Origin of the sequence: Antarctobacter sp. (assembly GCF_048262615.1) — a bacterium.
Classification (GTDB): domain Bacteria; phylum Pseudomonadota; class Alphaproteobacteria; order Rhodobacterales; family Rhodobacteraceae; genus Antarctobacter.
The window spans coordinates 1-25,619 of record NZ_JBLXFB010000032.1 but is presented as its reverse complement, the minus strand read 5'-3'; the positions used below and the strand labels follow the sequence as shown (position 1 = coordinate 25,619).

General features: G+C 61.7%; 22 protein-coding genes. 11 read left to right on the top strand and 11 right to left on the bottom strand.

Translation table 11 applies throughout. From position 1 onward, the window contains the following. Positions 1-81: 81 nt before the first annotated feature. The 5 genes from ACN0S5_RS21395 to ACN0S5_RS21375 form a co-directional block, all read right to left on the bottom strand. Entirely contained in the window at positions 82-906 is an 825-nt protein-coding gene (locus ACN0S5_RS21395) for an ATP-binding cassette domain-containing protein (protein WP_417211104.1), read from the bottom strand. Beyond that, positions 899-1,909: an ABC transporter permease gene (locus ACN0S5_RS21390; RefSeq protein ID WP_417211103.1), complete on the bottom strand. Its 1,011-nt coding sequence runs from the start codon at positions 1,907-1,909 to the stop codon at positions 899-901. The genes ACN0S5_RS21395 and ACN0S5_RS21390 overlap by 8 nt, the downstream gene beginning before the upstream one ends. 10 nt (positions 1,910-1,919) lie before the next feature. Further along, on the bottom strand, positions 1,920-2,942 hold the full coding sequence (locus ACN0S5_RS21385) for an ABC transporter permease (RefSeq protein WP_417211102.1): 1,023 nt from the start codon (positions 2,940-2,942) through the stop codon (positions 1,920-1,922). Positions 2,943-3,049: 107 nt separating this feature from the next. Then, on the bottom strand, positions 3,050-4,027 hold the full coding sequence (locus ACN0S5_RS21380) for a substrate-binding domain-containing protein (protein ID WP_417211100.1): 978 nt from the start codon (positions 4,025-4,027) through the stop codon (positions 3,050-3,052). Between the two features lie 93 nt (positions 4,028-4,120). Continuing rightward, positions 4,121-5,149, bottom strand: coding sequence for a sterol desaturase family protein (locus ACN0S5_RS21375; protein ID WP_417211099.1), 1,029 nt, complete (start codon positions 5,147-5,149; stop codon positions 4,121-4,123). 175 nt (positions 5,150-5,324) lie between these two features. On the opposite strand from ACN0S5_RS21375, the gene ACN0S5_RS21370 reads away from it, so the two are divergent. After that, positions 5,325-6,353, top strand: coding sequence for a LacI family DNA-binding transcriptional regulator (locus ACN0S5_RS21370; protein ID WP_417211098.1), 1,029 nt, complete (start codon positions 5,325-5,327; stop codon positions 6,351-6,353). 75 nt (positions 6,354-6,428) lie between these two features. On the opposite strand, the gene ACN0S5_RS21365 is transcribed toward ACN0S5_RS21370, so the two are convergent. Beyond that, the gene (locus ACN0S5_RS21365) at positions 6,429-6,812 is read right to left on the bottom strand and encodes a carboxymuconolactone decarboxylase family protein (protein WP_417211097.1); all 384 of its coding nucleotides are present in this window, start codon (positions 6,810-6,812) and stop codon (positions 6,429-6,431) included. A 471-nt stretch (positions 6,813-7,283) separates the two neighbouring features. Here ACN0S5_RS21365 and ACN0S5_RS21360 point away from each other — a divergent pair, with 471 nt between their 5' ends. Beyond that, positions 7,284-8,348 (top strand): alcohol dehydrogenase family protein, encoded by a 1,065-nt coding sequence (locus ACN0S5_RS21360; RefSeq protein ID WP_417211130.1) that lies wholly within the window; start codon positions 7,284-7,286, stop codon positions 8,346-8,348. Next, positions 8,345-8,770 (top strand): DUF1801 domain-containing protein, encoded by a 426-nt coding sequence (locus tag ACN0S5_RS21355; protein WP_417211096.1) that lies wholly within the window; start codon positions 8,345-8,347, stop codon positions 8,768-8,770. The genes ACN0S5_RS21360 and ACN0S5_RS21355 overlap by 4 nt, the downstream gene beginning before the upstream one ends. Positions 8,771-8,830: 60 nt before the next feature. On the opposite strand, the gene ACN0S5_RS21350 is transcribed toward ACN0S5_RS21355, so the two are convergent. Further along, on the bottom strand, positions 8,831-11,338 hold the full coding sequence (locus tag ACN0S5_RS21350) for a PIG-L family deacetylase (protein ID WP_417211095.1): 2,508 nt from the start codon (positions 11,336-11,338) through the stop codon (positions 8,831-8,833). A gap of 472 nt (positions 11,339-11,810) precedes the next feature. On the opposite strand from ACN0S5_RS21350, the gene ACN0S5_RS21345 reads away from it, so the two are divergent. After that, positions 11,811-14,483, top strand: coding sequence for a transporter substrate-binding domain-containing protein (locus ACN0S5_RS21345; RefSeq protein WP_417211093.1), 2,673 nt, complete (start codon positions 11,811-11,813; stop codon positions 14,481-14,483). Then, positions 14,480-14,878 carry a response regulator gene (locus ACN0S5_RS21340; protein WP_417211090.1) on the top strand — a complete coding sequence of 133 codons (399 nt, stop codon included), beginning with the start codon at positions 14,480-14,482 and terminating at the stop codon, positions 14,876-14,878. Before ACN0S5_RS21345 ends, ACN0S5_RS21340 begins: the two co-directional genes overlap by 4 nt. 20 nt (positions 14,879-14,898) lie before the next feature. Here the strand turns inward: ACN0S5_RS21340 and ACN0S5_RS21335 are convergent, their stop codons facing one another. Continuing rightward, entirely contained in the window at positions 14,899-15,600 is a 702-nt protein-coding gene (locus ACN0S5_RS21335) for a sensor histidine kinase (RefSeq protein ID WP_417211089.1), read from the bottom strand. Positions 15,601-15,784: 184 nt separating this feature from the next. Here ACN0S5_RS21335 and ACN0S5_RS21330 point away from each other — a divergent pair, with 184 nt between their 5' ends. Then, positions 15,785-16,480: a response regulator gene (locus ACN0S5_RS21330; RefSeq protein WP_417211088.1), complete on the top strand. Its 696-nt coding sequence runs from the start codon at positions 15,785-15,787 to the stop codon at positions 16,478-16,480. Positions 16,481-16,500: 20 nt separating this feature from the next. Here the strand turns inward: ACN0S5_RS21330 and ACN0S5_RS21325 are convergent, their stop codons facing one another. Continuing rightward, complete coding sequence (locus tag ACN0S5_RS21325; protein ID WP_417211086.1) at positions 16,501-17,949, bottom strand: glutamine synthetase family protein; 1,449 nt, start codon at positions 17,947-17,949, stop codon at positions 16,501-16,503. Continuing rightward, on the bottom strand, positions 17,949-19,265 hold the full coding sequence (locus ACN0S5_RS21320; RefSeq protein WP_417211085.1) for a Rieske 2Fe-2S domain-containing protein: 1,317 nt from the start codon (positions 19,263-19,265) through the stop codon (positions 17,949-17,951). Before ACN0S5_RS21320 ends, ACN0S5_RS21325 begins: the two co-directional genes overlap by 1 nt. Positions 19,266-19,701: 436 nt before the next feature. Here ACN0S5_RS21320 and ACN0S5_RS21315 point away from each other — a divergent pair, with 436 nt between their 5' ends. From ACN0S5_RS21315 to ACN0S5_RS21300, 4 genes are read left to right on the top strand one after another with little or no spacing between them, the layout of a single operon-like run. After that, positions 19,702-21,192, top strand: coding sequence for a UbiA family prenyltransferase (locus ACN0S5_RS21315; RefSeq protein WP_417211084.1), 1,491 nt, complete (start codon positions 19,702-19,704; stop codon positions 21,190-21,192). A 1-nt stretch (position 21,193) separates the two neighbouring features. Beyond that, positions 21,194-21,616 (top strand): GtrA family protein, encoded by a 423-nt coding sequence (locus ACN0S5_RS21310; protein ID WP_417211082.1) that lies wholly within the window; start codon positions 21,194-21,196, stop codon positions 21,614-21,616. Then, positions 21,613-22,938: an FAD-binding oxidoreductase gene (locus ACN0S5_RS21305; protein ID WP_417211081.1), complete on the top strand. Its 1,326-nt coding sequence runs from the start codon at positions 21,613-21,615 to the stop codon at positions 22,936-22,938. The genes ACN0S5_RS21310 and ACN0S5_RS21305 overlap by 4 nt, the downstream gene beginning before the upstream one ends. Then, the gene (locus ACN0S5_RS21300) at positions 22,935-23,672 is read left to right on the top strand and encodes an SDR family oxidoreductase (RefSeq protein ID WP_417211079.1); all 738 of its coding nucleotides are present in this window, start codon (positions 22,935-22,937) and stop codon (positions 23,670-23,672) included. Before ACN0S5_RS21305 ends, ACN0S5_RS21300 begins: the two co-directional genes overlap by 4 nt. Before the next feature lie 18 nt (positions 23,673-23,690). Here the strand turns inward: ACN0S5_RS21300 and ACN0S5_RS21295 are convergent, their stop codons facing one another. After that, positions 23,691-24,722 (bottom strand): L-idonate 5-dehydrogenase, encoded by a 1,032-nt coding sequence (locus ACN0S5_RS21295; protein ID WP_417211077.1) that lies wholly within the window; start codon positions 24,720-24,722, stop codon positions 23,691-23,693. 198 nt (positions 24,723-24,920) lie between these two features. Here ACN0S5_RS21295 and ACN0S5_RS21290 point away from each other — a divergent pair. Then, the coding region (locus ACN0S5_RS21290; protein WP_417211075.1) for a winged helix-turn-helix domain-containing protein at positions 24,921-25,619 on the top strand (699 nt) is incomplete at its 3' end.

Below are 25,619 nucleotides of genomic sequence, written 5' to 3'. Positions count from 1 at the left end.
TGCGGATCGAATATTGTCCGACCGATGTTTGGCTGGGCCGGTTGGTGAAAGGTCCGGGCAGATGTGTGCCCGCCCGACCAGTTAATGTGAAGGCTGCGGCGGATGTCCGTCGTGGGTTTCCATGTAGCCCTCGATGTTGGCTTCCAGATCCGCCATCGACTCGCCGCCCGCCATCAGATCGGCGATTTCTTCGCGGGTCTTTTCGCCCTTGCGGAAATCGGCTGCAATTGCACCTCGGATCAGAACGGCAAAGTGATCGCCCACGGCCATCGCATGCATAACCTGATGGGTGATAAAGATCACGGCCAGCCCGCGCCGTTTGGCCTCGTTCACAATGCGCAGGACGTGGGCGGCCTGTTTGACTCCCAGTGCTGCGGTCGGCTCGTCAAGGATCAGCACCCGCGCGCCGAAATGGACCGCGCGGGCGATGGCCAGCGACTGCCGCTCGCCCCCCGACAGACCGCCGACCAGACGGTCGCCGTCGTCGATCCGGGTGATGCCGAAGTCCTGTACCGCCTTGACGGCGATGTCATTGGCCGTCTTCCGGTCGTAGACCTTGAACGGTCCCCAGCCTCGGGTCGGCTCGACCCCGGCGAAAAAGCTGCGCCCGATGGACATCAGCGGAAAGGTGCCGCCGAACTGGTGCACCGTGGCGATGCCCATTTCCTGCGCGTCCTTGGGACGGTCGAAATGCATTTCCTTGCCGTCCAGCAGAATGTCGCCGCGCGTCGGTTTGTGAACGCCGGCAAGCGTCTTGATCAACGTGGATTTGCCGGCCCCGTTGTCCCCCAGAAGGCAGAGCACTTCGCCCTTGTGCACCTTCAATGAGATTTCGTGCAGGACGTCGATCGGTCCAAAAGACTTGTCGACCTTGCGCAATTCAATGACAGGTGTGTTGTCAGACATTGGCCTTGCTCCCTTTGTTTCGTTGAAGTCGCCCAGTCAGCACCAGCTTTCGGAAACTTTCGTTCAGCCCGACCGCGATCAGCAGCATTGCCCCGATGATCAGGCTTGACCAGTTGCGGTCGATGTCGGTGAAATAGATGCCCTGGCTGACGATCGCGAAGGTCAACGTGCCAAAAAAGATGCCGATGACAGAGCCGAATCCGCCGGTCAAAAGCACCCCGCCGACCACGACGCTGACTATGACGTTGAAGATGATGTTCATCCCCCCGGACACTTGCGCCGAGTTGAACAGGATGGCCTGACACATTCCCACAAAGCTGGCCGAGGTGGCGGTCAGGATAAACAGGCCGATTGTCATCCGGTCGACCGGGATGCCCAGATTTCGGGCGCTTTCACGGTCACCGCCCATGGCAAAGACCCAGTTCCCATAACGGCTCTGGTGGACGACAAACCAGAAGATCACCGCGATCACGACCCACCAGACGATGATCACCTGATGGCTGCCGCCGATCAGTTGCCCAAAGAGGGACTTGGCCCAGTCCGGCGCCGTGATCGCCACGCTTGCCTGACCTGTCAGGAACTTCGACGTGCTCAGCACCACTCCCTGCATCGCGACCAACGTACCCAGCGTGATGATCAGCGACGGCACGGTGGTGCGGATGGTCAGGATACCGTTGATTGTCCCGACGACCACACCCAGTGACAGAGCCGCCAGCATACCGAAGATGATCGGCAGGTCGTAATAGCCGGAAACGATCGCGGTGGTCATGGCCCCTGCGGGGATCATCGCCCCGATCGAGATGTCCAGTTCACCGGAGATCATCAGCAGGCCCACAGGGATCGCGACAATCCCGAGGTTTGCGGCGAAATTCACCCAGCTGGCCGCGCCGAACAGCGTGCCAAGATTCACGCCGCCGATGACGACGTAAAAGATCAGGACGCCGATCAGGCTGAGGACAGAGGCGGCAGCGGGGCTGCGAAGCAGGCTTGATAAGATGTGCATGGGTCCGCCCTTACGATTTCTTGGCCGCGTAGCGCATGGCAAGCGTACGGAAGCTGTCGTTGGAAAGGACGGCCGCCAGCAGCAGCGCGCCAATGATGATCGAGCCGATGTTGGGGTCGAGGCCGGAAAAGAAGATGCCCTGGTTCACGATGGCAAAGGTCAGGGTGCCAACCACGATGCCGATCACCGATCCCGCGCCGCCGGTCAGCAGGACGCCGCCGATCACGACACACATGATCGAGTTGAAGATGAAGGCCTGTCCGGCGGCCACCTGCGCGCTTTGAAAGGTCAGCACCTGCGACACGCCGACAAAGGCCGCCGCGAACCCGCTGTACATATACAGTCCGATGGACACGCGGTTCGACGGGATACCGGCGTTGCGCGCGCTTTCCCGATCGCCGCCAAGGGCGAAGATCCAGTTGCCCACCGGTGAGATGTGCAGCAGGAAAAAGGTCGCCACGATAAAACCGGCCCACCAGAACATCGTGACCTGAAACATGCCGCCGATGAACTGTCCGAACAGGGTCTTGGCCATCGGATCGGGCGTCATGAACACCCCGGTGCTGCCCGCGATCATGACGGTCAAGCCAAGGGTCAGCCCCATGACGCCGAACATCGTGCCGATGGTGATGATCAGCGACGGGATTGACGTGCGTGTGACCAGAACGCCGTTGATGAAGCCGACGATCAGACCCACCCCTAGCCCCGCCAAGATGCCCAGATATGTCGGCAGGTCATAGTGACCCGAAATAACCGCGACGGTCAGCGATGCGGCGGGCAGGACAGCGCCCACGGAAATATCAAGCTCACCCGCGATCATCAAAAGCCCCACGGGCAAGGCGATGATGCCGACTTCGGCGGCCATGTTGAGAAAGCTGGACCAGCCCGGCGCCCCCAGAAAGATGCTGCCGCCAAGACTGGCGAAAAAGACATAGACTGCGATCAGCCCGATGAACGTCCCGGCTTCGGGTCGACGGGCAAGACCGCCTAGCCTGCTGCCCAATGCGTTGGATTTAGTCGTCTCAGTTGACATGCGCGTTCCCCCGGCCAATCCATATGCAGACAATCGGAACCCCCTGTCTGGGTCCGTAATCTTGTAAGACCGCGCGACGGGCGCGCGGTCTCAGGTCCTGTCTGTGATCAGCGGGTGCCCATCTTGGCACCGGCCATGGTGGCCTCGATGGTCTTGCTGTCGATGACACCCGGACCGGTCAGGATTTCACGGGTCGGGATGGTCAGGCCATAGTTGACGTAGCCGTTCAGGATCGACACGGCGTAGAAACCTTGCTGATACCCCTGCTGGTCAATCGCGCAGGCCTGCGAGCCATTGGCGATATTGGTCAGGATGGCCTCGTCAAAGTTGATGCCGCACAGCGCGACCTGCCCGGCCTTGCCGGATTGGGCGATGCCCTGAACCGCGCCGACGGCGTCAAGGTTGGCGGTGGTGAACACGGCGTTGATGTCGGGGTTTTGCAGCAGGTGGGCCCGGATCGCCTGCGCGACGGCGGTCACGTTGCCCTGCGCGGTTGCGGGCAGCGGCAGAACCGTTCCCTTGCCGCCGGCATTGGTGATGCCCTCGACGAAGCCGTTGCAGTAGTCTTCGATATTGGCGGCACCGGGCAGCGAGTTGATGCACACGCCGTTCAGGTTGCCCGCATTGCCAAGGTAGTCACCGCCTGCGACACCGGCCTTGTAGTCGACAGCGCCGACGTAGTTCAGCGCGCCAAGGCGATCTGCCGCCTCGATACCGCCCGCGTTGTAGATGACCAGCGGAATACCGGCGGCCACAACGGCCTCGAAGGCCGGGTCCATGGCCTCGGGCACCCAGTTCGGCCCGATTATGGCGTCAGCGCCCTGGTCGATGGCCTGCCGGATCAACTCGGCCGCATCCACGCCCAGATTGTCGTAGTTCTGCGGCCCGAGCCAGGTGACAGAACCGCCCTGGGCCTCGACCACAAGGCCCGCATCCTCGGCACCGCGCTTCACGATGGACCAGAACGGATCGTCAGGTTTGCCGCCGATGACAAAGATGTCCGCGCCACTGTGGCTTTCTGCCAGACCTGTGGTTGCAACGAATGCAAGCGCTGCGGTGGATGCAAGGATCTTGCTGAGTTTCATATTGGGTCTCCTCCCCTGGGATGCCGACACTGCGGCGGTAAATTGATCTCTGGTCGGTCGTCGGCGCACCTCCTCTGCGCGCCGAGGGCCAGTTCATTCTGCCGGTATGCTTTTTGACTGTTTTGCTTTCATCCGCTCTTTCTTCTTGCGGAAGCGCGTTTTCATCTGCTCTTCGGCTTCTTTTGAGCCGTCGTGCCAGTAGCCGAACCACTTATCGAGCGGCACAAGACCATCGGCCCCGTAGTTCACCTCAAAGTATTTGTGGTGCAGGTAATGGGCGTAGGCATGGGTATCGAGCGGGGTGTCTTCGGTGACTTCCAGCTTGTCAAAACCGATGTGTCCGTTCAGTGCGCCGTAGCCGACGGCATGGCTGTTGAACATCATGACAATCGGGTTCGAAGGGATGATCAGGTGCCAGAGGATCTCGGCGAAATAGAGCATATGCTCGACCGGGTGCATCGACAGCGACGACCAGGGGCTGGGGTTGACCGAGTTGTGATGCACCGAATGAATCCACTTGTAGAGCTTTGGCGAGTGGATCAGGCGGTGGATGCAAAAGAAATGGATTTCGTGGATCACTGGCACGAGAAATGTCAACGCAACCAGCCAGATCCAGTTGTCCTGCCAGTCGAGCCAGCCAAAGGCATGGATGCCATTGGCATAGCACCACAACATGCCGACTTCGACGGCGGTCCAGATCGGGATGCCGACGAAAAAGCTGCGCAGAAAGTTATCAAGGTTCTGGCTTTTGAACCAGAAGACATCCGAGGGGTTTTCCGACGGGAACTTTGCGTTGAACTTGAACCGCGTTTCTTGCTTGCGCTTGATGTAAAAGAACATCTCGATCGCGCCGTAAAGCAGGAAGATGCCCGCCGCATTTACCGCAAACAGGTACAAAACCCACCCCATCGTCAGGGTTTTCAGGGTTTCCATGTCCGGGATGACAAAGATCCAGTACAGCAACGCGGTCGCCATGTGAAAAGCGTTCCAGGGCCAGATGAGATCCTTGAGAAAATGGCCCATCTTGTGCCATTTCCCGTTCCAGAACGGCGCAATTTCCAGGGTGGCAGTCGGCGCCCAGTTTCCGCGTTTGTCGCGCGTCCCATACTTCAGATCATCCATGCGCCGCCCCTCCCTGATGTGGTGGCCTTGGTCACAGGCCATGAAATTTCAGCGTGCTTTTCCTTGACAGTTTGACATGGATCAAATCAAGTCTGACGATCAGCGGTGTATGTTTTCGTCTCAAATAACGCCAAATCCGGAGAGTTGTGAGATGAATTGAGATGAAGGGACTGCCATGAAACGGCCAACCATCCCCGATCTTGCCAAGGCGGCCGGTGTTTCGGTGTCAACCGTCAATCGGGTGCTCAACCAACCGGAATCGGTCCGGTCACCCACCCGCGAACGGGTGATGACCGCGGCGGAAGAGATCGGTTTTTATGGTCTTGGGACAATCCAGCACGCGGTTCGAACAAGGCGAGAAACACATAAAGTCGGCATCTTGCTGCACCAAAAAACGCGGACCTTCTATCGCAATCTGGGTGAGGCGATGATGGCCGAAGTCAAGCGGCGAACGGATGAGACGGTCACCCTGTCCTTGGAGTATCTGGATGACTTGTCGCCGGAACGGGTGGCAGAGCGGCTGATCGCCCTGGGCGAGACCTGTGAGGCGGTTGCGCTGGTCGCCGCGCAGCACCCGATTGTGGCGGATGCAATCGACAGGGTGATGGCAAAGGGCGTGCCGGTGGCGGGACTTATCGCGCCGCTGTCCGCGCATGGCAATGTCAGCTATATCGGACTGGACGGCTGGAAGGTCGGACGCACCGCAGCATGGGCCTTTGGCAACATCGTGCGGGAACCGGGCAAGATCGGGATCTTGCTGGGCAACCACAGGTATCGCAATCAGGAACTGAACGAGAGCGGGTTCCGGTCGTATTTCCGTGAGCACAACTCTGACTTTACGCTGCTTGAACCGCAGGCAACCTACGAATCCGCAGCAGCGGCTCGCGAACTGGTTGAACGAATGCTGAAAGACCACCCTGATCTTTGCGGCCTGCTTATCTCGGGTGGCGGGATAACCGGGGCACTTGCCGCTCTGCGCGAAGGCACCACCCGCGACGATTTCGTTGCCGTTGGGTATGAGCTATTCGATACGACCCGCGCTGCGCTGATCGACGGGACGCTCACCATGGTCATCTCACACCCGATGGAAGCCTTGGCGCGCGAAACGATCTCGACGTTGATCAAGGCCAAAAAGGCAGGTTCCGATGCCGGAGCGCAGCGCGTGGCGCTGGGATTTGATATCTATACCTCTGAAAACATGTAAGGGCTGCTGTGTATTCCCTGCGGTTTGATGGTCCACACGGGTCACAGCGCTGGGCGCGCGCGACCTGTCTGTCAGTCACTCTGAATCGTCCAGAACCTTGCGGGCCACGCGGAAACATTCCAGCGCCTGCGGAACGCCACAGTAAATCCCGATGACATGGATAATGGCGCGGATTTCTTCCTTGGATACGCCATTCGTCACCGCGCCACGGCAATGGGTTTCCCATTCCGCCATCTTGCCCAAGGCCCCGATCATGGCGAGGTTCATCATCGAGCGCGTCTTGGCGTCGATCACGTCGTCTCCCCAGCCAAAGCCCCAGCACCACGCTGTCATCGCTTCCTGAAAGGGGCGGGTAAAGTCATCGGCTTCGGCCAGATTCTTTTCCACATAGCCTGCGCCCAGCGTCGCCTTGCGCTGTTCGAGGCCCTTGAGAAAGAGATCTTCGTCAAACGTGCTCATGTGGTCTCCTGTCCGGGTGTCGGTCGAGTGGCGTGGTGTCTGGGCGACTGGCCGATGGCGTCGACCGAGTCCCTGTGCGTGTGCCGCCGGTCGGTCGACAGCATACGTTGCATCTGGGGGCGACCGCCAGCGGCCCTGACAGTCCTTGGCGCGATCCATAACGACCGGTTTCGGTGGATGTCAGCCACGACCGGCCCATTGCTCAATCCGTCTGCAAGGCGGTCATGACGGCCGGCCTGAAACCGAAAACCGGCACGTCCGGTAAAGTGTTGCGGGCGGTCGTCCTTTCGCCTCTTCGCGTCAAGACGCGCCGCAGGCGACGGTCTGAAATCCCGAAACTTCACGGGACGCGCCGATGCAACCGGTGATACGGTGCGGTGCAACCTGACCGAATTGTCCCCTAGCACCAGACAAGGGGCCGGTTGCCAACCCGAAGCTGAAAGGAGGCCCGCTTTGCCCCTTCCCGACACAATGCGCGCGATGGTCACAATGGGCCATGGCGACCTTGACCAGATCGTTCTGCATGAGGATTGGCCCCGCCCACATCCTATCGCGGGCGAGGTATTGGTCCGTGTGGGTGCCTGCGGGCTGAACAACACGGACATCAATACGCGCACAGGCTGGTACTCGAAGGCCGTGACCGAGGCGACAAGCGGCGAGTTGTATCGCGACGTCGATCAATACGACCCGTCCTGGGGCGGAGCCCCGATCATGTTCCCGCGCATTCAGGGCGCGGATGTCTGCGGAAGGATTGTCGCCGTGGGCGATGGTGTCGACACAGCGCGCATCGGTGAGCGGATCATCGTCGATTGCTGGCTGCGCGACCCCGATAACCTGAGCGACAAGAACCGCACGGGCTATTTCGGGTCTGAACGCGATGGCGGTTTTGCCGAATACACCACAATGCCCGCGCGCAACGCATTGGCCGTGACCTCTGCGTTGTCGGACCCGGAACTGGCGACGTTTTCGTGCTCATACTCGACCGCCGAGGGGATGCTTGTCCGTGCCAAAGTCACGGCGGCGGACGTGGTTCTTGTTCCCGGTGCCTCGGGCGGGGTAGGGGGCGCGCTTGTGCAACTGGCCAAGCGGCGCGGCGCGCGGGTTATCGCGCTTGCCTCCGAGGCAAAGCACGAGGATGTGGCGCATTTGGGTCCGGACCGCATTCTGCCGCGCGCTCCTGAGACCCTGCGCCAAGCACTGGGCGATGAAAAGATCACTGTTGTCGCCGACGTCGTCGGAGGGCCGTACTGGCCACAACTGATCAATATTCTGGAGCGTGGCGGACGGTACACCTGTTCGGGCGCAATTGCCGGTCCGATCGTTGATCTGGACCTGCGCACGTTGTACCTGCGCGACCTTACCTTTACCGGGTCGACAGTAATCGACGTCGAGGTCATGCGGAATCTCGTCCGCTATATCGAGTCCGGTGAGGTGCGACCGGCGCTGGCGGCGACATTCGCGCTCAGGGACCTCCGTGACGCGCAATCCGCCTTCATCGCCAAGACCCATTCCGGCAATATCGTCGTCGTTCCGTGACAGCATCGCGGGGCAAAGCCAACCCGCCGATTGCGCCTGCCGTCGCTGCGGTTGTCACCGCCTACCCGGAGCGGGCGCAAGCTTATTTCGGCGTCTTGCGCGGGCATATTTTCGACGCTGCGGAACGACTGCAAGCTGGACCTCTGACCGAAACCCTGAAATGGGGCGAGCCCGCCTATCTGACGTCGGCCACGGGGGCGGGCACGACAATCCGCCTCACGTGGAAACCCCGCGCGCCTGCAATGCTGCAACTGCTTGTGCACTGTCAGACCTCGCTGGTCGAGCATTGGCGGAACCGCTTTCCGGACTTGGAATGCGACGGCAATCGCGCGGTGAACCTGCCGCTCTCAGAGGCGCTGCCCATGCACCTCTTGGAGCCCTGCATCGCCATGGCGTTGACCTATCATCGCACCCGGTCATGAATGGCCAGCGGATGTGATCACGACCGGCATAATGGCGATCTCATGCCGTTGCCCTTGCCGTCAAAGCACAGCCTCTATCTCAGCTTCGGCCGGTGGGGCGTCATCCTCTTCGGGCAGGTCCGCGCTGTCCGGGGGCAGCATCAAGGCGTCATAAAGGCCCGCGCCTGAGGCGCTGACATCGTATTCATTGGCGATGTATTCGCGCTGCACCCAATCCTCATAGGCACCGATCAGCGCCCCATCGCTGCCAAAAACCAACGGGTCGTGGCTTGCGTAGGTGTCAAAGGTGCTCCGCACCACAAGCTCGTCCTCCGGCGACAGGTTTTCTTCCAGCCCCCAAGAGGCGTAGCCGACATAGCTGGTGACCGTGAAATCGGCATTGTACCCTTCCACCGCGTCGGTGGCGAAGGCGGCGGTGGTCAGGTGGTCGGAGTGTTCGATCCCGGAATATTCGGTGGTGTGGTCCTGAATGTGGATGTGATCAGGGGTGTGGAGGTCCAGCAGCGCCGACAAGAGTCCGGTAAGGTCGTCCGAGGTGTAGGTCGCGCTGCCGTCCACGGCGGTGACCGTGTCGATTTCTCCCTCTGCCAGCTGCTCAAGGCTCTGGAACCCGTAGGTTTCCGATCCGCTGCCATCGCCGAACCCGTCGGGGAGCCGCAAAAAGTACAGCCGCACCTCCGGTTGGCTGGCAAGGTAGGAACTGGCCACGTCAAAGGTCTGGTCGCCGACGGTCAGGCTGACGGTTTCGTCCACCCAGTCGTCAGCCCCGGCCATATGGCCATAGGCCGCCTTTTCACCCGCCTCGCGTCCGGCCCAGTAGGCCTCATCCCGTCCGGCGTCCCCCGCTGTGAGATAGATCGTGGTCACAGATCCTTCGCCGTCTATCAATCCATCAAGGGTGGGATTCATGAACAACAGGTCGTCATCCTGATGCGCGACGATGACCATGTCGCCGCTGCCAATGACAGGGGGGGCGGGGTCGACAGGGTCGGTTGGCTCTGTCGGATCGGTTGGGTCGACGGGGTCGATGGGGTCGACCGGATCGGTTGGGTCGACGGGGTCGACCGGATCGGAAGGCGCCGCGCCGTTGTAGACGAACAGCGTCTCAATCTCGCCGATCAGCGGCGCGTCTTCGGCCCAGTTGGATTGTCCCACCAGTAGGTTGGCCCGCTCTACATCAGCGGGCACGATGCCCTGATCTTCGGCCAGCCGGGTGCCGTCCTTGTCGATCCACATCAACCCGCTTTCGTCGATGCCAAAACTCCAGTCGGCGGTTTCGCCTTCGACAATCGCACCTTCCGCAACCACGCGATAGACTTGGCCGTCCTGCCAAAGTTCCAGCATGATGCCAGAGGTGTTGTCGATCTGGGTGAAAAGGATGTTGTTGGAGGCCGGACCGTCGCCAAAATCAATGACGCGCTGCCAATAGCCGCCATCGATGTCATCGAACCGCACGGTGACGTCGATCCGAAAGGCTCCGTCGATCTGCTGTGGTCCTTCGGTGGTCGTTGGTGGATCGACCGGGTCAACCGGATCGACCGGGTCTACCGGATCGGTCGGGTCTACCGGGTCCACTGGATCGACCGGATCGACCGGGTCTACTGGGTCGACGGGATCTACAGGATCGACTGGGTCAGTTGGATCGACAGGATCGACCGGATCCGTCGTCCCCGTTTCAACAGGCGTAATCGTCAGGTCCAGGACGACACCGTCCAGCGCACCTCCGTCAGGGTGCCCCGACTCGCCGATCAGCAAGGGACCGCGCTCAATGTCCGCAGGCACGATGCCCGCCCCCTCGGCCAGCAGAACGCCGTCTTTCTCCACCCACATGCGGCCGTCTGAGTCGATCCCTACCGACCAGATGGCCAACTCTCCTTCGATGATCGCGTCTGCGGCGGTCAGACTGTATTCCGCGCCGTCCTGTACAAGTGTGAACCGCATGTCGTCCGACGTGCCGACCTGATGGAACCGGAGCGCGCCGTCGGGTGCCGCGCCGCCAAAGTCGAACACGGTCTGGTTTGCCGAGGCAACAAGACTGTCGAACCGCACGACCACATCCAGTTGAAAAGCACCGTCGATCTGCGCGGGCGCGTTCAGGCGCCCGCCATCCACCGCATCGCCCGCGTTTGTCACGTCGATGCCAAGAACGGCCCCGTGCAGCGGTGTATCATCCGCCCAGTTGGAAAAGCCCAACAGCTCATTCAACCGGACTTCATCGGACGGGATTGCCGACGTCCCTTCGACCAGTCGCACGCCGTTCTTGTCGATCCACATGGTGCCGTCGGCGTCGATGCCAACGTTCCATGTCGCGGTTTCGCCTTCGACAATGGCGTCAGGTGCCGTCACGCGATAGGTCGCGCCATCCTGATAGAGCGCGAACATGAGCCCGTTGCCGTTCTCTTCCTGTGTCAGGATCAGGTTGTTTCCGCGCGGCCCGTTGCCGAAATCGAAGACCCGCTGCCAATAACCGGCCTCAAGATCGTCGAAGCGGGCGACCACCTCTATTTCGAACGCGCCAGTAACATTTTCGAGATCGTCAACTGGCGCGGTAGGGTCCAACGGCGGCATGGAGCATCTCCTGCTGGCGGTCACCGGTCAGCGTCGGCTTGGGTCCAGACATTCCAGCAGGCGCAGGCCCGCTATGCGTGGTCCAGCCATTGTCCCGGCGGCAATATGACATCGTGAAAACATGGCCCAAGGCCGCAAATCGAAAAACAACTGAAGGCATCGTAGCACGTGAATCCTGTTTCTTTTGTGCAGTTTGTTTCGATTTTGAGCGCAGTTCGTTTCCATTATGGCGACAATCGGCGGCGTCCCTAAACGTGTCGCGGGACGTCAAGCCGGGTCCGGGCGCGGGGGATGCGCCACATACAAGCGAGATCGCATAGGAAAAAGTGTCCGGAGAAAGTGCCTCCGTGCCCCGGTTTTTCACCTGTCTTGAGACCCATAGCTGTAATGGGGCCGAAACCGTTAACGCCGTCGAAACTCGCATCCACTACCCATGTCGTGGGGGTAACGGGGTTGGAGTTCTTCACGGAAAATGGCCAAATGGCTGACAATTAGAATGCGGGTGTTGAAGCTCGCCCTGACGCTGGTCACGGCTCTGCTTTTGGTGTGTCCGCTCTCGTCCGTCTTGGCAGAGAGTGAGCGTATTACCGTTGGCTGGTCACCGGTACCGGGCCTGATGCAGGAAACAGCAGACGGGCATCTGACCGGGTTCATGATCGAATTGGCGCGCGCGCTGGCAACGGAGGCGGGGCTAACGCTCGACCTGGTGCGCTATGAAACCGTGCCCGAATTGCTGGAGGCGCAGGCCAAAGGGCGGACGGACCTGCTTGCGGGCATTGCCGATCTGCCGTCGCTCAGGGGGCCGTCGCACTATTCCGCCCCTGTTGGCCGCACGCTTGTTTCGCTGTTTATGCGGCGCGACCGTGCGCCTCAGATCGATCCGGCAACCGAATTCGGGCTGCGTTTCGGGGCGATCCGGGGGGCCAGTGGGTCCGAACTGGTCGGCGTTCTCCTGCGGCATGAGGTGGTGACTTTTACAAAACTGTCGGACCTATTTCAGGCGCTGGAAGCAGGTGAGGTCGACGGTTACGCCGGCCCTCGGGACGCCTTTGTCAAAGGGGCCGAAGCCTTTGATCTGGCGGACCGTTACACGGAAATCTCGCCTCCAGTACAGATCCTGCCGCGTGTCGTGGCGCTGCACCGCAGCCGCACGGAATTGCGCAGCCGGATCGACAGCGCAGTATTGAGACTGGGCAACAATGGCACGCTCGACCGTCTGCGCACCCGCTGGGGGGTCGAGCCGCCGGAGTCAAATCCCTCGCTGCTGGTCGTGGGCCTTAGCCATGAACCCCCTTTCGTGGTCCACGGCGACGATGGCCGCCTGACGGGTTTTTCGGTCGAGGTGATGCGGGATCTGGCCGAACGCGCCGGGCTGCATATCCGTTTCAAAGAGATGCTTCCGCGTGAGATCCGCAAAGGCCCCGGCAAAGAGCGGTTTGACCTTTTGTCCTTGACTGCGATCAGCGGCGACCGGACCGGTGCGATGGATTTCGGCCTTCCAATTCTGACCGCCCCGTATTCTGTCTTCGCCTTGAGCGACGAGGCCGAAGCGTTGCCGGGAAATGACTGGTCTGGCGTCCGCCTTGGTGTGCTGTCCACGGACATGTCCTTTGCCCGGAACGAGGCTTTGGAAGGCGCCGAAGCCGTGCCTTTTGCCAGCGCGACCGGTTTGATCTTTGCCTTGCTGACCGGTCATGTCGATGCCGCCCTGCACGAACGTCACCGTATGGTCAGCGAACTTACCGAACGGGGGTTCGAAGGCCGCATCGTCGAAGTCGGGCCGGAAATCTTTGACGTGGAACATGCCGTTGGTTTCCGATTTGGACTTGCGCCTCAGATTGCGCAAATGAATGCCGTGATCCCCGGCTACCTTGCATCCTCTCGCTATCTCGATCTGCGACTGTCCTGGTTCCCCCCGCCTTCGAACTGGGTCTCCGCGCTGTTGCCCAACCTGTTGGGAGCGGTTGGTGCCGCGTTCGTCATCGCCATGGGCGGGCTTGTCTGGCACAGGTATCAGCGGCGATTGCATGAGGCGCGCCGCGACATTGCCGAGGATTTGATCGACAAGATCCCGTTGGGGATCGTCCTGTTGGGACGTGATGGGCGCATCAAATATGTAAACAAGGCCACGGCTTCGACGGCGGCCGCTTCCAGCGGACGGCTGGTTGAGGGCAATTTCTATGAAAACGCCCTGCGTGGACTGGTCGCCGACGGGCGTGCCGATCTTGGCGACACGCCGCTGGAAGACTGGATAGACAGCCAGATGCAGGAAATCTGGACCGATGGCTTCACGCGGGAAATCCATGTGGATTGCGGCATTACGTTTTTGCGCACCACCAAACTGCTCAAGGGCGGTGAAAGCTTGCTGTTGCGCCACGATGTCACCGAAGAGCGGGCGCGGATGCGCCAGATACAGATGTTGAACGAAGATTTGCAGGAGCAGATCCGACTTGCCGAGGCCACCACCGAGGACCTGCGCGCCTTTGCCTATGCGACATCGCATGATCTGAAATCGCCGACCAATACGGCGCTCATGATTGCGGACGCCCTGCGCGAGGAACTGGGAGACGCCCCCGGAGCCGATTGCACCGAACTGCTGACGGATCTGCGCGGTGCACTGGGCCGCATGTCCAGCCTGATCGACGATGTACAGTCCTATACAAACGCGATCGCGCCGACGGTTGCTCAGGATGATGTCGACCTGAGCGAGGCTGCCCGTGAAGTGATCGCCGACCTCGCTGATGCGGTGTCGAACAGCGGCGCGACGGTTACCGTGAACACGCTGGGCAAAGTGCCCGGCTCGCCGGGACAACTGCGGATCCTGCTGGCGACCCTCATCGACAACGCGATCAAGTTCCACGCCCGCGGATCGGTCCCGGTGATTTCTGTCGACCGGGTCAACGCCCCAGAGGGATTTGTCGGATTGTCCGTCACCGACAATGGCATCGGCATAGACCCGGCCCACCTGGACCGTATCTTTCAACTCTTTCAACGGCTCAATTCCACAGTGGAATACACCGGAAACGGGCTTGGCCTCGCCATTTGCCAGCGCATTGCGCTGAACCATGGCGGGCGGATTTTCGTCGCCTCCACACCGGGGGTCGGAAGCACATTCACGGTCATTCTCAGAAAGGAAACACCATGATCTCCTCGCTCATGATCATCGACGACAATTCCGTCGACCAGAAGCTCTATGCCCGCATCGTCAAGAAATCGGCACTTGTCGACAACCTGCACTGTTTTCTTATGGCAACCGATGCAATCGATTTTTTCGCCAAACCCGACCGGCCCTCGATCGACATTATCCTGCTCGACATCAACATGCCGCGGATGAACGGGTTCGAGTTTCTGGACGAGGCGGTTGCCCGGTTCGGGCCGGGTTTTGTCAAAGCCGCCGTTATCATGTTGACGACCTCAATCTCGGATCAGGACCGCAAGCGCGCGTCGAAATACGAGGTTGTCCGCGACTACATCCAAAAACCGTTGGAGGTACAGCACCTTCAGGGGATCGACACGATGCTTCGGGAGGGCGCGTTTTAGTGCCCGGTCCCAAGGTCCGTTTATGCGGCGGGCAGGTCGCAGCGCACCGTGCACCCCCGGTCGCCGGGGGTGGCGCTGTCGACAATCGCGATTTCGCCGCCAAGGGTGCCAATTACTTTGCGCGAGACAGTCAGGCCAAGCCCGGAATACCCGGTCTCGTCCTTCGGGCTGAGCGTATGCAGCGGTTCGAACACCTTGTCGCGGTAGGCAGGTTCAATTCCCGGACCGTCATCGTTGACCTCCAGAATGATGCGATTGCCATCCGGCCAGGCCTTGACCCAGACAGAGCCGGTGCTTTTGTCATGGTGGCTGATGGTGTTCTTGAGCAATGCCTGCAACAAGCGCTGAAGGTCGTTGTCCGGCGCTTCAACCGCCGCGTCGACCTGTGTGAAATCGGCTGAAAAACCGTCTGTGTCGCCGATCTGGGCCCATGCCTGAACCAGCGCGTCGTGCAGGGACGTTCGTGCAGGCGCATTGGCAAGCCGGCCGACGCGCGAAAGATCCGTCAGACCGTCCAGCATGCGATCCATCCCGTGCGCGTAGTGCTGCAACATGGACAGATGATCGGTGACTTCGCCCGGAAGAGTGACCTGCGACTGGCCCAGATCCTCGATGATCCACTCGGGGATGACACGCATCGCGCGTGAAAAGCCTTTCAGATCATGTGTGATTGCATAGAGATATGAATCAAACTCGCGATCGGAGGCCGTTTTTTGCGTCATCTATTTTTGTCCGGGATTCTTCGTCTGCATTGATACCAATAGCATTTTCAGAAGGTGCGGGCAATTATTGAGGCTGTCTGATTTTCAATGAATTGGATTTAATCGCTTTGAACGCGTAAATTGACTGTTAGGAATTTGTGAAATAGCGTGATCCTGCGTTCGAAACAACGGTGGAGTTCAGGCCATGCATCAAACACCGACCGGTCCAACAACCCCCGGCGACCTGCCGGCAATGGAAGCGCGGTATCACGAGGCGTCTACCGCATTCCAGCGCAGCAATGGTTTCGACATCCTGATCCTTGACGACAGCCGCTTTGACCAGAACCGGATCACACGCGACTGTCAGAAAACCGGTTTGCCCGTAAGGTCATGGACAGCTTCGGATATTCCGGAGTTTGAAAAGGCGCTCGACGACCGCAGCTATGACGTCATCTTCATCGATTACCTGCTTCCGCATGGCAATGGGTTGCACGCCCAAAGGATTGTGCAGAACCACCCGATGAACTTTGGCGCGGCCATCGTCATGATCTCGTCCGAAATGCGCACTGACGTCGCCGTTGCCTCGATGAAGAAGGGGTCAATGGACTGTCTCGACAAAGACGCGCTCAGCATCGACAAACTGCGGGAATTGATGATCGCCTCGGCCAAGATATTCGCCGAAGCCTCTCGGCATTGGATTGGCGAATTGCTTGCCCAGCAAAGGGTTCAAATTGCTCAGGATGTTTCCAAGGTCATTCGGGATGAGATGGAATTCGGCCGTTTTGTCGATACCATAGACAAGCGTATTGTCGATATGTTGGCGGCTCGTGGTCTATCGGATTCGGAGAACTGGAACGTGTCCTATCTCTTTGACAGCGACGAGCCTTTGAAATTTCGCTAACGTGATTTCTGAGAGTTGCGTTAAAAAGCGGTGAAGTACTCGGCCTGTTCCCATTCCGAAATACTGGCCAGATAGCGTTCCCATTCGGCTCGCTTTAATCGGACAAGGTAGTTCTGCGTTTCCGCCCCCAACGCCGCGCGGTACATCGACGAGGTTTCAAAAGCCTCGATTGCCGCCCCCAGCGTTGCGGGCAACGCACCTGCGGTATCGTCATCAGGGGCGGCATCGTCATAGGGGTTTGCCAGAGCGGGCGGAGCCTCCAGCCCCGAGGTCAGGCCGTCCATCCCCGACAATATCTGAAACGCCAGCGCGAGATATGGATTGGCGGTGCTGTCGGCGATCCGGTTTTCGATCCGGCTGGCGCGGTCCCCCGGCGTCAAGAGCGCCCGCAACATCGCGCCGCGGTTGTCTTTGCCCCACCCAATGCGGGTCGGTGCCAGTTGAAAAGGCGCAAAGCGCTTGTACCCGTTCACCGTCGGCGTCGTGGCGATGCAGGAGGCCCGCGCATGGGCCAGCAACCCACCTATCCAGGCCGAGGCCGTCGCGCTCAGGTCTCCCTCAGCGACGGGTACAAACAGGTTGCGCCCTTCCAGATCCGTCACGCTTTGATGGATGTGCCAGCCATTGCCGACAGCATTCGCCACCCGCGGTTTTGCCATAAAGGACGCGAGATAGCCCTCGCGCGCGCAGACTTCCTTGACCATGGTCCGGAACATCACCGCCCGGTCGGCTGTGGTCATCGGATCGGCGGCGTCAAATGTGAACTCGAACTGGTTTGGTCCCATTTCGACCTCGACACTGAGAACCGGCAGTCCCATGGCCTCTGCGCCGCGGCGCAATGCATCCAGCAGCGGTTCAACCGCGTCGTAGCGGGTCTCTGTCAGGTATTGCCAGCCCTGGTTCACCCCGCGCGTCACTGGCGGGCGCGGGGGCATTGTGGCGTCGGCGTGCTCAAGCGCCGCGTCAACGGGCACAAAGACCTGAAATTCAACCTCCAGCCCCATGACCGCCCGCATGTCGCGCGCCGCCAGCCGGTCCACCGCACTTTGCAGGATCGTTGGCGTGTCAAAGGCGATCGGCGCGCCGTCCGTGCGCAACACGCGGCACAGCATCAATGCGGAATGTGGCGCGTGCGGCAGCGGGGTAAACGTCTCGGGGCGCGGCACAAGCAGCACATCGCTGGCACCGGTCATCGGCGCATCGCTGTCCTTGGACCAGATCGGAAAGACCGTCCGGTGCGAGATATCCTTCAGCAACAGGGTCGATGGCGCACGCAAACCGGCGGTAAATGCACCTTCCAACGCGCGGCGGGTGACCGTCTTGCCCCGCAGGATGCCATGCGCGTCGGCAAAGACTATGCGCACCGTCTCGATCCCTTCGGACTGCACACGGTCGAGCACGTCCGCCGCCACCTTGGCATCGATCAGCCCGTCGCGCCCCAGCCGTCCGGCCGAAATGTCCGCCGCCATCAAAGCGCCGCATCCCAGGGGCAGGCGGCCCGGCGGTCGCCATCGGCCCGCAGGCTTGCCGCCTCCCAGTCGGCGCTGTCGGCGATGGCATCGTTGGACAACGGCCCGGAGAGGGACTCCACGTCCGCGTCGCCCCGCATCGGCAGCGCCGTCTCATCGCCTGCCTCAAGTGCCGCGATGGCGGCGCGCAGCATCCGGCGATAGCGGACGATACCCACGTCGGTCTTGCCCAGATGTTCCTGCGTGCGGTCCTGAATGCGGCCCATGCTTTCGACCGCCCATTGGTCATGTACGTTGATGTCCAGTCCCATGCCGGTATAGGTCTCGCGCGCCTGTTCCTCGGGGTCATAGCCATAGTCGTTGCGCTTGTTTTTCAGCGGGGCATAGTCCGGCAGGCGATGCTCTTTCAGCCGCTGTGCGCGCATCAGCTCCTTGTTCACCGGCTGGGTGAAACTGGTGAACATCGAATACCAGTAACAGGTCTCATCATCGACGGGCACATGCCATTGTGTGATTGTCATCTCGCGGCTCATCGGGATGCAGATCGCCTGCGGAAAGATCTGGTTGGTCACGCGGACATGGGTCAGGCCGTTTTCCATATGGCGCAGGGCCGTCAGCCTGAGGCCGAAATCCGTCTCATCGACGCGGATGTCCGGGCGGGGATAGTCGCGCAGCAGTTTTGTCATCGGGATATTGGTGTCGGCGGCGCTGTCGCGGAACTGTTTGCCGTAGCTGTCCTTGGGGTCTTCGTCTTGCAGGAAGCGATGCAGGAAAGAGGCATGCGCCGGGTCGATCCCGACCTCCATCGCCTGAAGCCAGTTGCACTCCCACAACCCCTTGAACGCAAAGACATGTGAGCCGGGCGCGCGGAAACAGTCAAAGTTCGGAAAGGGTGGAGGATCGCCGGGGCCGAGGTAGGCAAAGACAATACCGTTGCGTTCGACCACCGGGTAGGCGGCGGTGCGGATCTGTTCGTGCATCCGGCTGCCCTCGGGTTCACCCGGCTGTTCGACGCACTGGCCGGTGCGGTCGAAATGCCAGCCATGAAATGGACACCGCAGCCCGTTGTCCTCCCGCCGACCGTAACAAAGGTCTGCGCCCCGGTGCGGACAGTGCCGCCCGATCAACCCCAGCGCGCCCTCGTTGTCTCGGAACAGGACCAGTTGTTCACCCAGCAGAGTCACAGGAACAACCGGGCGCGGCCCGGCCAGTTCATCGCTAAGCGCGGCGGGCTGCCAGTAGCGGCGCAGCACCTCGCCCGCCGGTTGCCCTTTGCCCACGCGTGTCAATTGGTCGTTAAGCTCTTGGCTGATCATGTTTGTCTCCCTCCGCCACCGTTTCCCGGCTGCGCCACTCGTTCCTCATCGGGCGGAGTGTGGGGCGCGCGCGCTTGCCGCGTCAAGGCGATCGCGCACGACGCGCGTCGGCTGTCCGCGTGCTGCCGTGTGGCACGGACAAAGCTGAATGGCTGTCGTGTCTGGTCGCTTTCCGGCCTGCCATCTGTCATGCCCAGTTCGGCATCGTCCCTGACCGCAGTCGGCGGATCACCGGGAAATCGCCTGTGCCGAGGATCTGGACGGTTTCGACCGGTTTGGTTGGCAGCGGCCGTCGGGTGAGGCCAGCGAACTGCGACCAAACTGTGGTCGCCTGTGGCGCGTCGGACACATCTCCTGAGCGCCACATTCCTGCCTCGACGGCATAGGCCCGCTCTTTTAGACTGTTGGCAAAACAAACACCTGAGCAGGCAACAGAATGTACGCGCAAGAGACAGCACGCGGTCCGGACGAAGGGCCGGGCGGAGAGGGGGACCGTGCGGATCAGGGCGGGCGCCTTCCGATCCTGATTGTCGATCTCGATGGCACGCTCCTGCGCAGCGACATGCTGTACGAAAGCTTTTGGACCGCTTTCGGCCGCGACTGGACCGTTGCGCTCACCGCCGTTCGGGCGCTGGGTCAGGGGCGCGCCGCGCTCAAGCAGCGGCTCGCCGAAACCGCCAGGTTGGAAACCGCAACCCTGCCCTTCGACCGCAAGGTGCTTGCCTATATCGAGGCGTGGCGCGCAAAGGGCGGCCGCACCGCACTTGTCACCGCTTCCGATCAATCGCTGGCCGAGGCCATCGCCGACCATCTCAAGGTGTTCGACGAGGTCCACGGCTCTGACGGCAGCCGCAACCTGAAAGGGCCAGCCAAGGCCGCCTTTCTGTCAGAGCATTTCGGCGCGGGCGGGTTTGTCTATATGGGGGACAGCGCCGCCGACCTGCCGGTATGGCAGCAGGCCGCCAAGGCCGTCACCGTCAATGCCTCTGCCCGCCTGCGTGCCGAGGCAGAGGCCGTGGCAACCGAGGTCGAGCATCTGACCACAGTGCCGCAAAGCGTCCGGCCCTACATCAAGGCGCTGCGCCCGCACCAGTGGCTCAAGAACATCCTTGTTTTCCTGCCCATGCTTGCCGGGCACCAGTTCGATGCCGCGACCCTGCTGCTGGCGGCGGCGGCCTTTGTCGCCTACAGCCTGATCGCCTCCAGCGTCTATGTGGTCAACGACATGACCGATCTGAACGCCGACCGCGCCCATCCGCGCAAACGGCACCGCCCCTTTGCCTCTGGCGAGGTGCCACTGTCGCACGGGATGCTCATGGCGGCAGGGCTGTTCACCGCCGGGGCCATCGTGTCGCTGTCAGTCGGGCCATCGTTTTTCGCCGTGGTCTGCGGCTATTTTGTCCTGACCACCGCCTATTCGCTGCACCTGAAACGCAAGATGGTGATCGACATCTGCGTTCTGGCGGGACTGTACACCATGCGCATCGTCGCGGGCGCGGTGGCCACCGGCATCCCGCTGTCGGTCTGGATGCTGGCCTTTGCCATTTTCTTCTTTCTGTCGCTCGCCGCCGTCAAACGTCAGGCGGAACTGGTGGACAGTGCCCGCAGGGGCACCCTGCGCGCGCGCGGGCGCGGCTATAATGTGGGCGACTTGCCGATCATCACCATGATCGCCATCGCGGCGGGCTTTGTCTCGGTCCTCGTGCTGGTGCTGTATCTCGATTCACCCGATGTCAGGGTGCTTTACAAAGCGCCGATCATGCTTTGGGGGATCGGCCCGGTGCTGCTGTTCTGGATCACGCGAACGGTCATGATCGCGCACCGGGGCCACATGCACGATGATCCGCTGGTCTATGCCGCCCGCGACCGGGTGAGCCAGATCTGCGTGGTTCTCAGCCTGGGTTTCGCGCTGGCGGGGACGCTGTAGGATGTCGCGGCAGGGTCTGATCCTGCGCTACGCCGGGTTTGCCGTGCTGGCGACATTGGCCAATCTGGGCGTGCAGCGCCTTGTCCTGATGGGCGGCGACAGTGGTGCCGCCTTCGCGCTGGCGGTGGCGGTGGGAACGCTGGCCGGTCTGGTGGTGAAATACGCCCTCGACAAGCGGTGGATCTTTTTCGACGACGCCAGCGGACTGCGCGCGCATGGGCGCAAGTTCACGCTGTACACCATCATGGGCATCGTCACGACGGCGATTTTCTGGGGCACGGAAACCGCCTTTTGGCTGATCTGGCACAGTGATCAGATGCGTGAGGCGGGCGCGGTGATCGGCCTTATTGTCGGCTATGTCATCAAGTACAATCTGGACCGGCGCTTTGTCTTCACCGATGCGCGCCTTGGAGCGCCATCATGAAACTGTCTGGCTGGGGCCGTTTTCCGGTTGTCGAAACGCAGCTTAGCGCGCCCCGTGATCTGGATGCCTTGCGGGCCCGCGTGACCGGTGACACGCCGGTTATCGCACGGGGCAACGGGCGGTCCTACGGGGACAGCGCCATCGGTGCCCCCGCCACGGTGGATATGCGCCACTTCAACCACATGCTGTCCTTCGACGGCGAAACCGGTCAGCTAGAGGCAGAGGCGGGTGTGCTGCTGGGGGACGTGATCGACGCCTTCCTGCCGCGCGGCTGGTTCCCGATGGTCACGCCGGGGACCAAGTTCGTCACGCTGGGCGGTGCGATTGCCGCCGACGTGCATGGCAAGAACCACCATGTCGATGGCAGTTTCGGCACCTGCGTCGACTGGATCGACCTCATGGGGCCGGATGGGCAAATTCGCCGCATCTCCCGCGATCAGGATGCCGAGTTGTTCCGTCACACGCTGGGCGGCATGGGTCTGACCGGGGTGATTGTCCGCACTGCCATCCGCCTGCGCCCGGTGGAAACCGCGTGGATCAACCAGACGACGCTGCCCGCGCCGGACCTGCACGCGGCGATGGATCTCTTTGAGCAGAACGCCCATATGCCCTATTCCGTCGCGTGGATCGACTGCATGAGCCGGGGCGCGCATCTTGGCCGCTCGCTGGTCATTCTGGGGGAACACGCGACGCGCGCCGACCTTGATGGCAAACAGGCCAAGACCCCGCTCGACGCCGGGCACAAGGGCGCGCGCTCCGTCCCGTTCGACTTTCCCGGTTTCGCGCTCAACCGCTGGACCGTGCGCGCCTTCAATGAGCTGTATTACCGTGTCGGCACGTGGAAATCGACCAAGGCGCTGGTGGATTGGGATACCTATTTCTACCCGCTGGACGCCGTCCTGAAATGGAACCGCATCTATGGCCGCCGGGGCTTTGCCCAGTTCCAATGTGTCCTGCCGCTGGACACATCCCGCGAAGGACTAACCGATCTGCTGGAGGCGATAGCCGAGGCCGGCGCGGGGTCTTTCCTTGCGGTGCTGAAACGCTTTGGCCCGCAGGACAGCGCGTTTTCCTTCCCGATGGAGGGGTATACGCTGGCGCTCGATTTCCCGATGAAGCCGCATACGCTGGACCTGCTGGACCAGTTGGACACCATCGCCGTGGCCCACGGCGGGCGGTTCTATCTGGCCAAGGACAGCCGGATGGGGCCGGACACCCTGCGCGAGGCCGACGCCCGCACCGCCGATTTCGAGGCGCTGCGCGCCGCGCGCGGTCTCAAGGACCATTTCGCCTCTGCCCAATCCGAAAGGCTATCGCTTTGACCGCACTTCCCGTCCTCATCCTTGGTGCCCGTTCGGACATGGGGCTGGCCATCGCCCATGCCTTTGCCGCCGCAGGTCATCCGATCCAGCTTGCTGCGCGCGGGTCTGCGGGGCTGGAAACCGCGCGGACCGACCTTGCCCTTCGGCACGGGGTAGAGGTTACGCTGCACGACTTCGACGTGCTGGACCGCGATGGGTTCGCTGGGTTCCTTGACGGATTGCCCACCCTGCCTGAGGTCGCCGTCAGCGTTGTCGGCTACATGGGGGAGCAGGGGGAGAACGAGCGGGATCTGGCGCAGGCCGCGCTTGTGATGCGCACCAACTTCGAGGGGCCCGCTGGCATCCTTGCCCTGCTGGCCAACCGGTTCGAGGCGCGTGGTTCGGGCACGCTGGTCGGGGTCAGTTCTGTCGCGGGTGATCGGGGGCGGGCCACGAACTATGTCTACGGCGCTGCCAAGGCGGGCTTTACCGCCTTCCTGTCCGGGCTGCGCAATCGGCTGGCCGCCAAGGGGGTGCATGTGGTCACGGTGCTGCCGGGGTTCGTCAACACCGCCATGACAGAGGGGCTGGACCTGCCCGAGAAACTGACCGCCGAGCCGTCAGAGGTGGGCGCGGCGGTGCTGAAGGCGGTGCAGAAGGGGCGCAACGTGATTTATGTGCGCCGCATCTGGTGGCTGGTCATGGCGATCATTCGCAACATCCCCGAACCGATCTTCAAAAAGCTGAAGCTTTAGTCAGCGGGCCACCACCCGTCACGAAAACCGGATCTGGGCCTTCATCGCCTGCGTTCGGTCAGAGGCCAGCTTGAATCCGTCTTCGGCCTGATCCAGACCTACTTCATGGGTGATCAGCGGTTTCACGTCGATCCGCCCCGACCGCATCAGGTCCACGGCGGTAAAGAACTCTTCGTGAAAGCGGAAAGAGCCGCGCAGTTGCAATTCCTTGGCGGTGAGCGCCTGCACCGGCAGGGTCATGTCGCCGCCCAGACCCAGTTGCATGATAATCCCGCCGGGGCGCATCGCGGGGATGGCCGCGATCAGGGCGGGGGCTGCGCCGGAGCATTCGAACAGCACGTCGATCTGGCCCTTGTCGGCGGTGTAGGGCGTCAGGCCATCCGGGTCTGTCCCCATGTTCACCACGCGGTCCGCGCCGACCTGCGCGGCCATCTGGAGCGTGAAATCGGTGAGATCTGTCGCCACGATCTCGGCGGCACCTGCGGCGCGGGCGACCAGCACGGCCAGTGCGCCGATGGGGCCGCAGCCTGTCACCAGCACCCGTTTGCCCAGCAGGTCACCCGCCTTTTTGGCGGCGTGGAGGACCACCGACAGGGGCTCTGCCATGGCGGCCTCTCCGGCGGTCAGGGCGTCGGCGGGCGCGCATTGGGAAACGTCGGCGACGAGATATTCGCGAAAGGCCCCCTGGATATGCGGGAAGGGCATGGCCGAGCCGTAAAAGCGCATGTTGAGGCAGTGGTTGGGCTGGCCCGCGTGGCAAAAGCGGCAGGCATGGCAGGGGCGCGAGGGGGAGACGGCGACGCGTTGGCCGGGGGCCAGCGCGGTGACGTTTGGGCCCAGCGTTTCGATCTTGCCGGCGACCTCGTGGCCGAGGATCATCGGCTCGCGCAGGCGGACCGTGCCGAAGCCGCCGTGATTATAATAATGCAGGTCAGAGCCGCAGATGCCCCCGGATTCGAGCCGGATCAGGACCTGACCGGGGCCGGGCGTGGGCCTGTCTTTCTCTTCGATCCTGAGGTCATGCGCGCCGTGGGCGACGATGGTTTTCATAGGGGCTCCTCCCGCCTGTCTGGCGGCCATGATGGGGGTGGAACGGGGCCTTGTCGAGTGCCGCCGAAAAAGGAGTGTCCACGCGTGGACACACAGGCGGCCACGGAAAATCAACGGGTTACAGAGGCGAATTCACACCCTCTTAACCTTTGCCACCAAATCCGGACCCTGTTCCCGGTCTTGCGGCGCAGGCGGGTCATGACCCATACTCGACGGATATCTCTGCCGGGACAGGCCCGGAAAAAGGCGATTTGTCCGGTGACACTGGAAATTCTTCACGATCAGCGGGTCGTCCTGTTGGACGGACATGAGATTGCGCTGGGCGCGCGGGCCTTTGACGTGCTGGCGTATCTGGTCGACCACGCCGACAGGGTGGTGTCCAAGGCCGAACTGCTGGACGCGGTCTGGGCGGGGCTGATGGTCGAGGAAAGCAACCTGACCGTGCAGATCGCCGGGCTGCGCAAGGCGCTGGGCCGTGAAACGATCAAGACGGTGCCGGGGATCGGATACCGCTACATCGTTCCCGACAGCGGAACCGACGAAGCCACCCCCGAGCCGGTCAAGGCGCTGCCGGTGCCCGATATTCCGTCGCTGGCGGTGCTGCCCTTTGCCAATCTGACCGGATCGGAGGACCGCGACTACCTTGTCGATGGCATCGTGAACGAGGTCATCATGGCGCTGTCGCGGGTGTCGGGCTTTTTCGTGATCTCCAGCACGTCGAGTTTCAACTACAAGGGGCGCAGTATCGACCTGTCAGAGGTCGGGCGGGAACTGGGCGTGCGCTATGTGCTGGAGGGCAGCATCCAGCAGGCGGGCGACCAGATGCGCATCTTTACCCAATTGGTCGAGGCGGAAACCGGGCATACGCTGTGGCGGGACCGCTTTGACGGGTTGGCC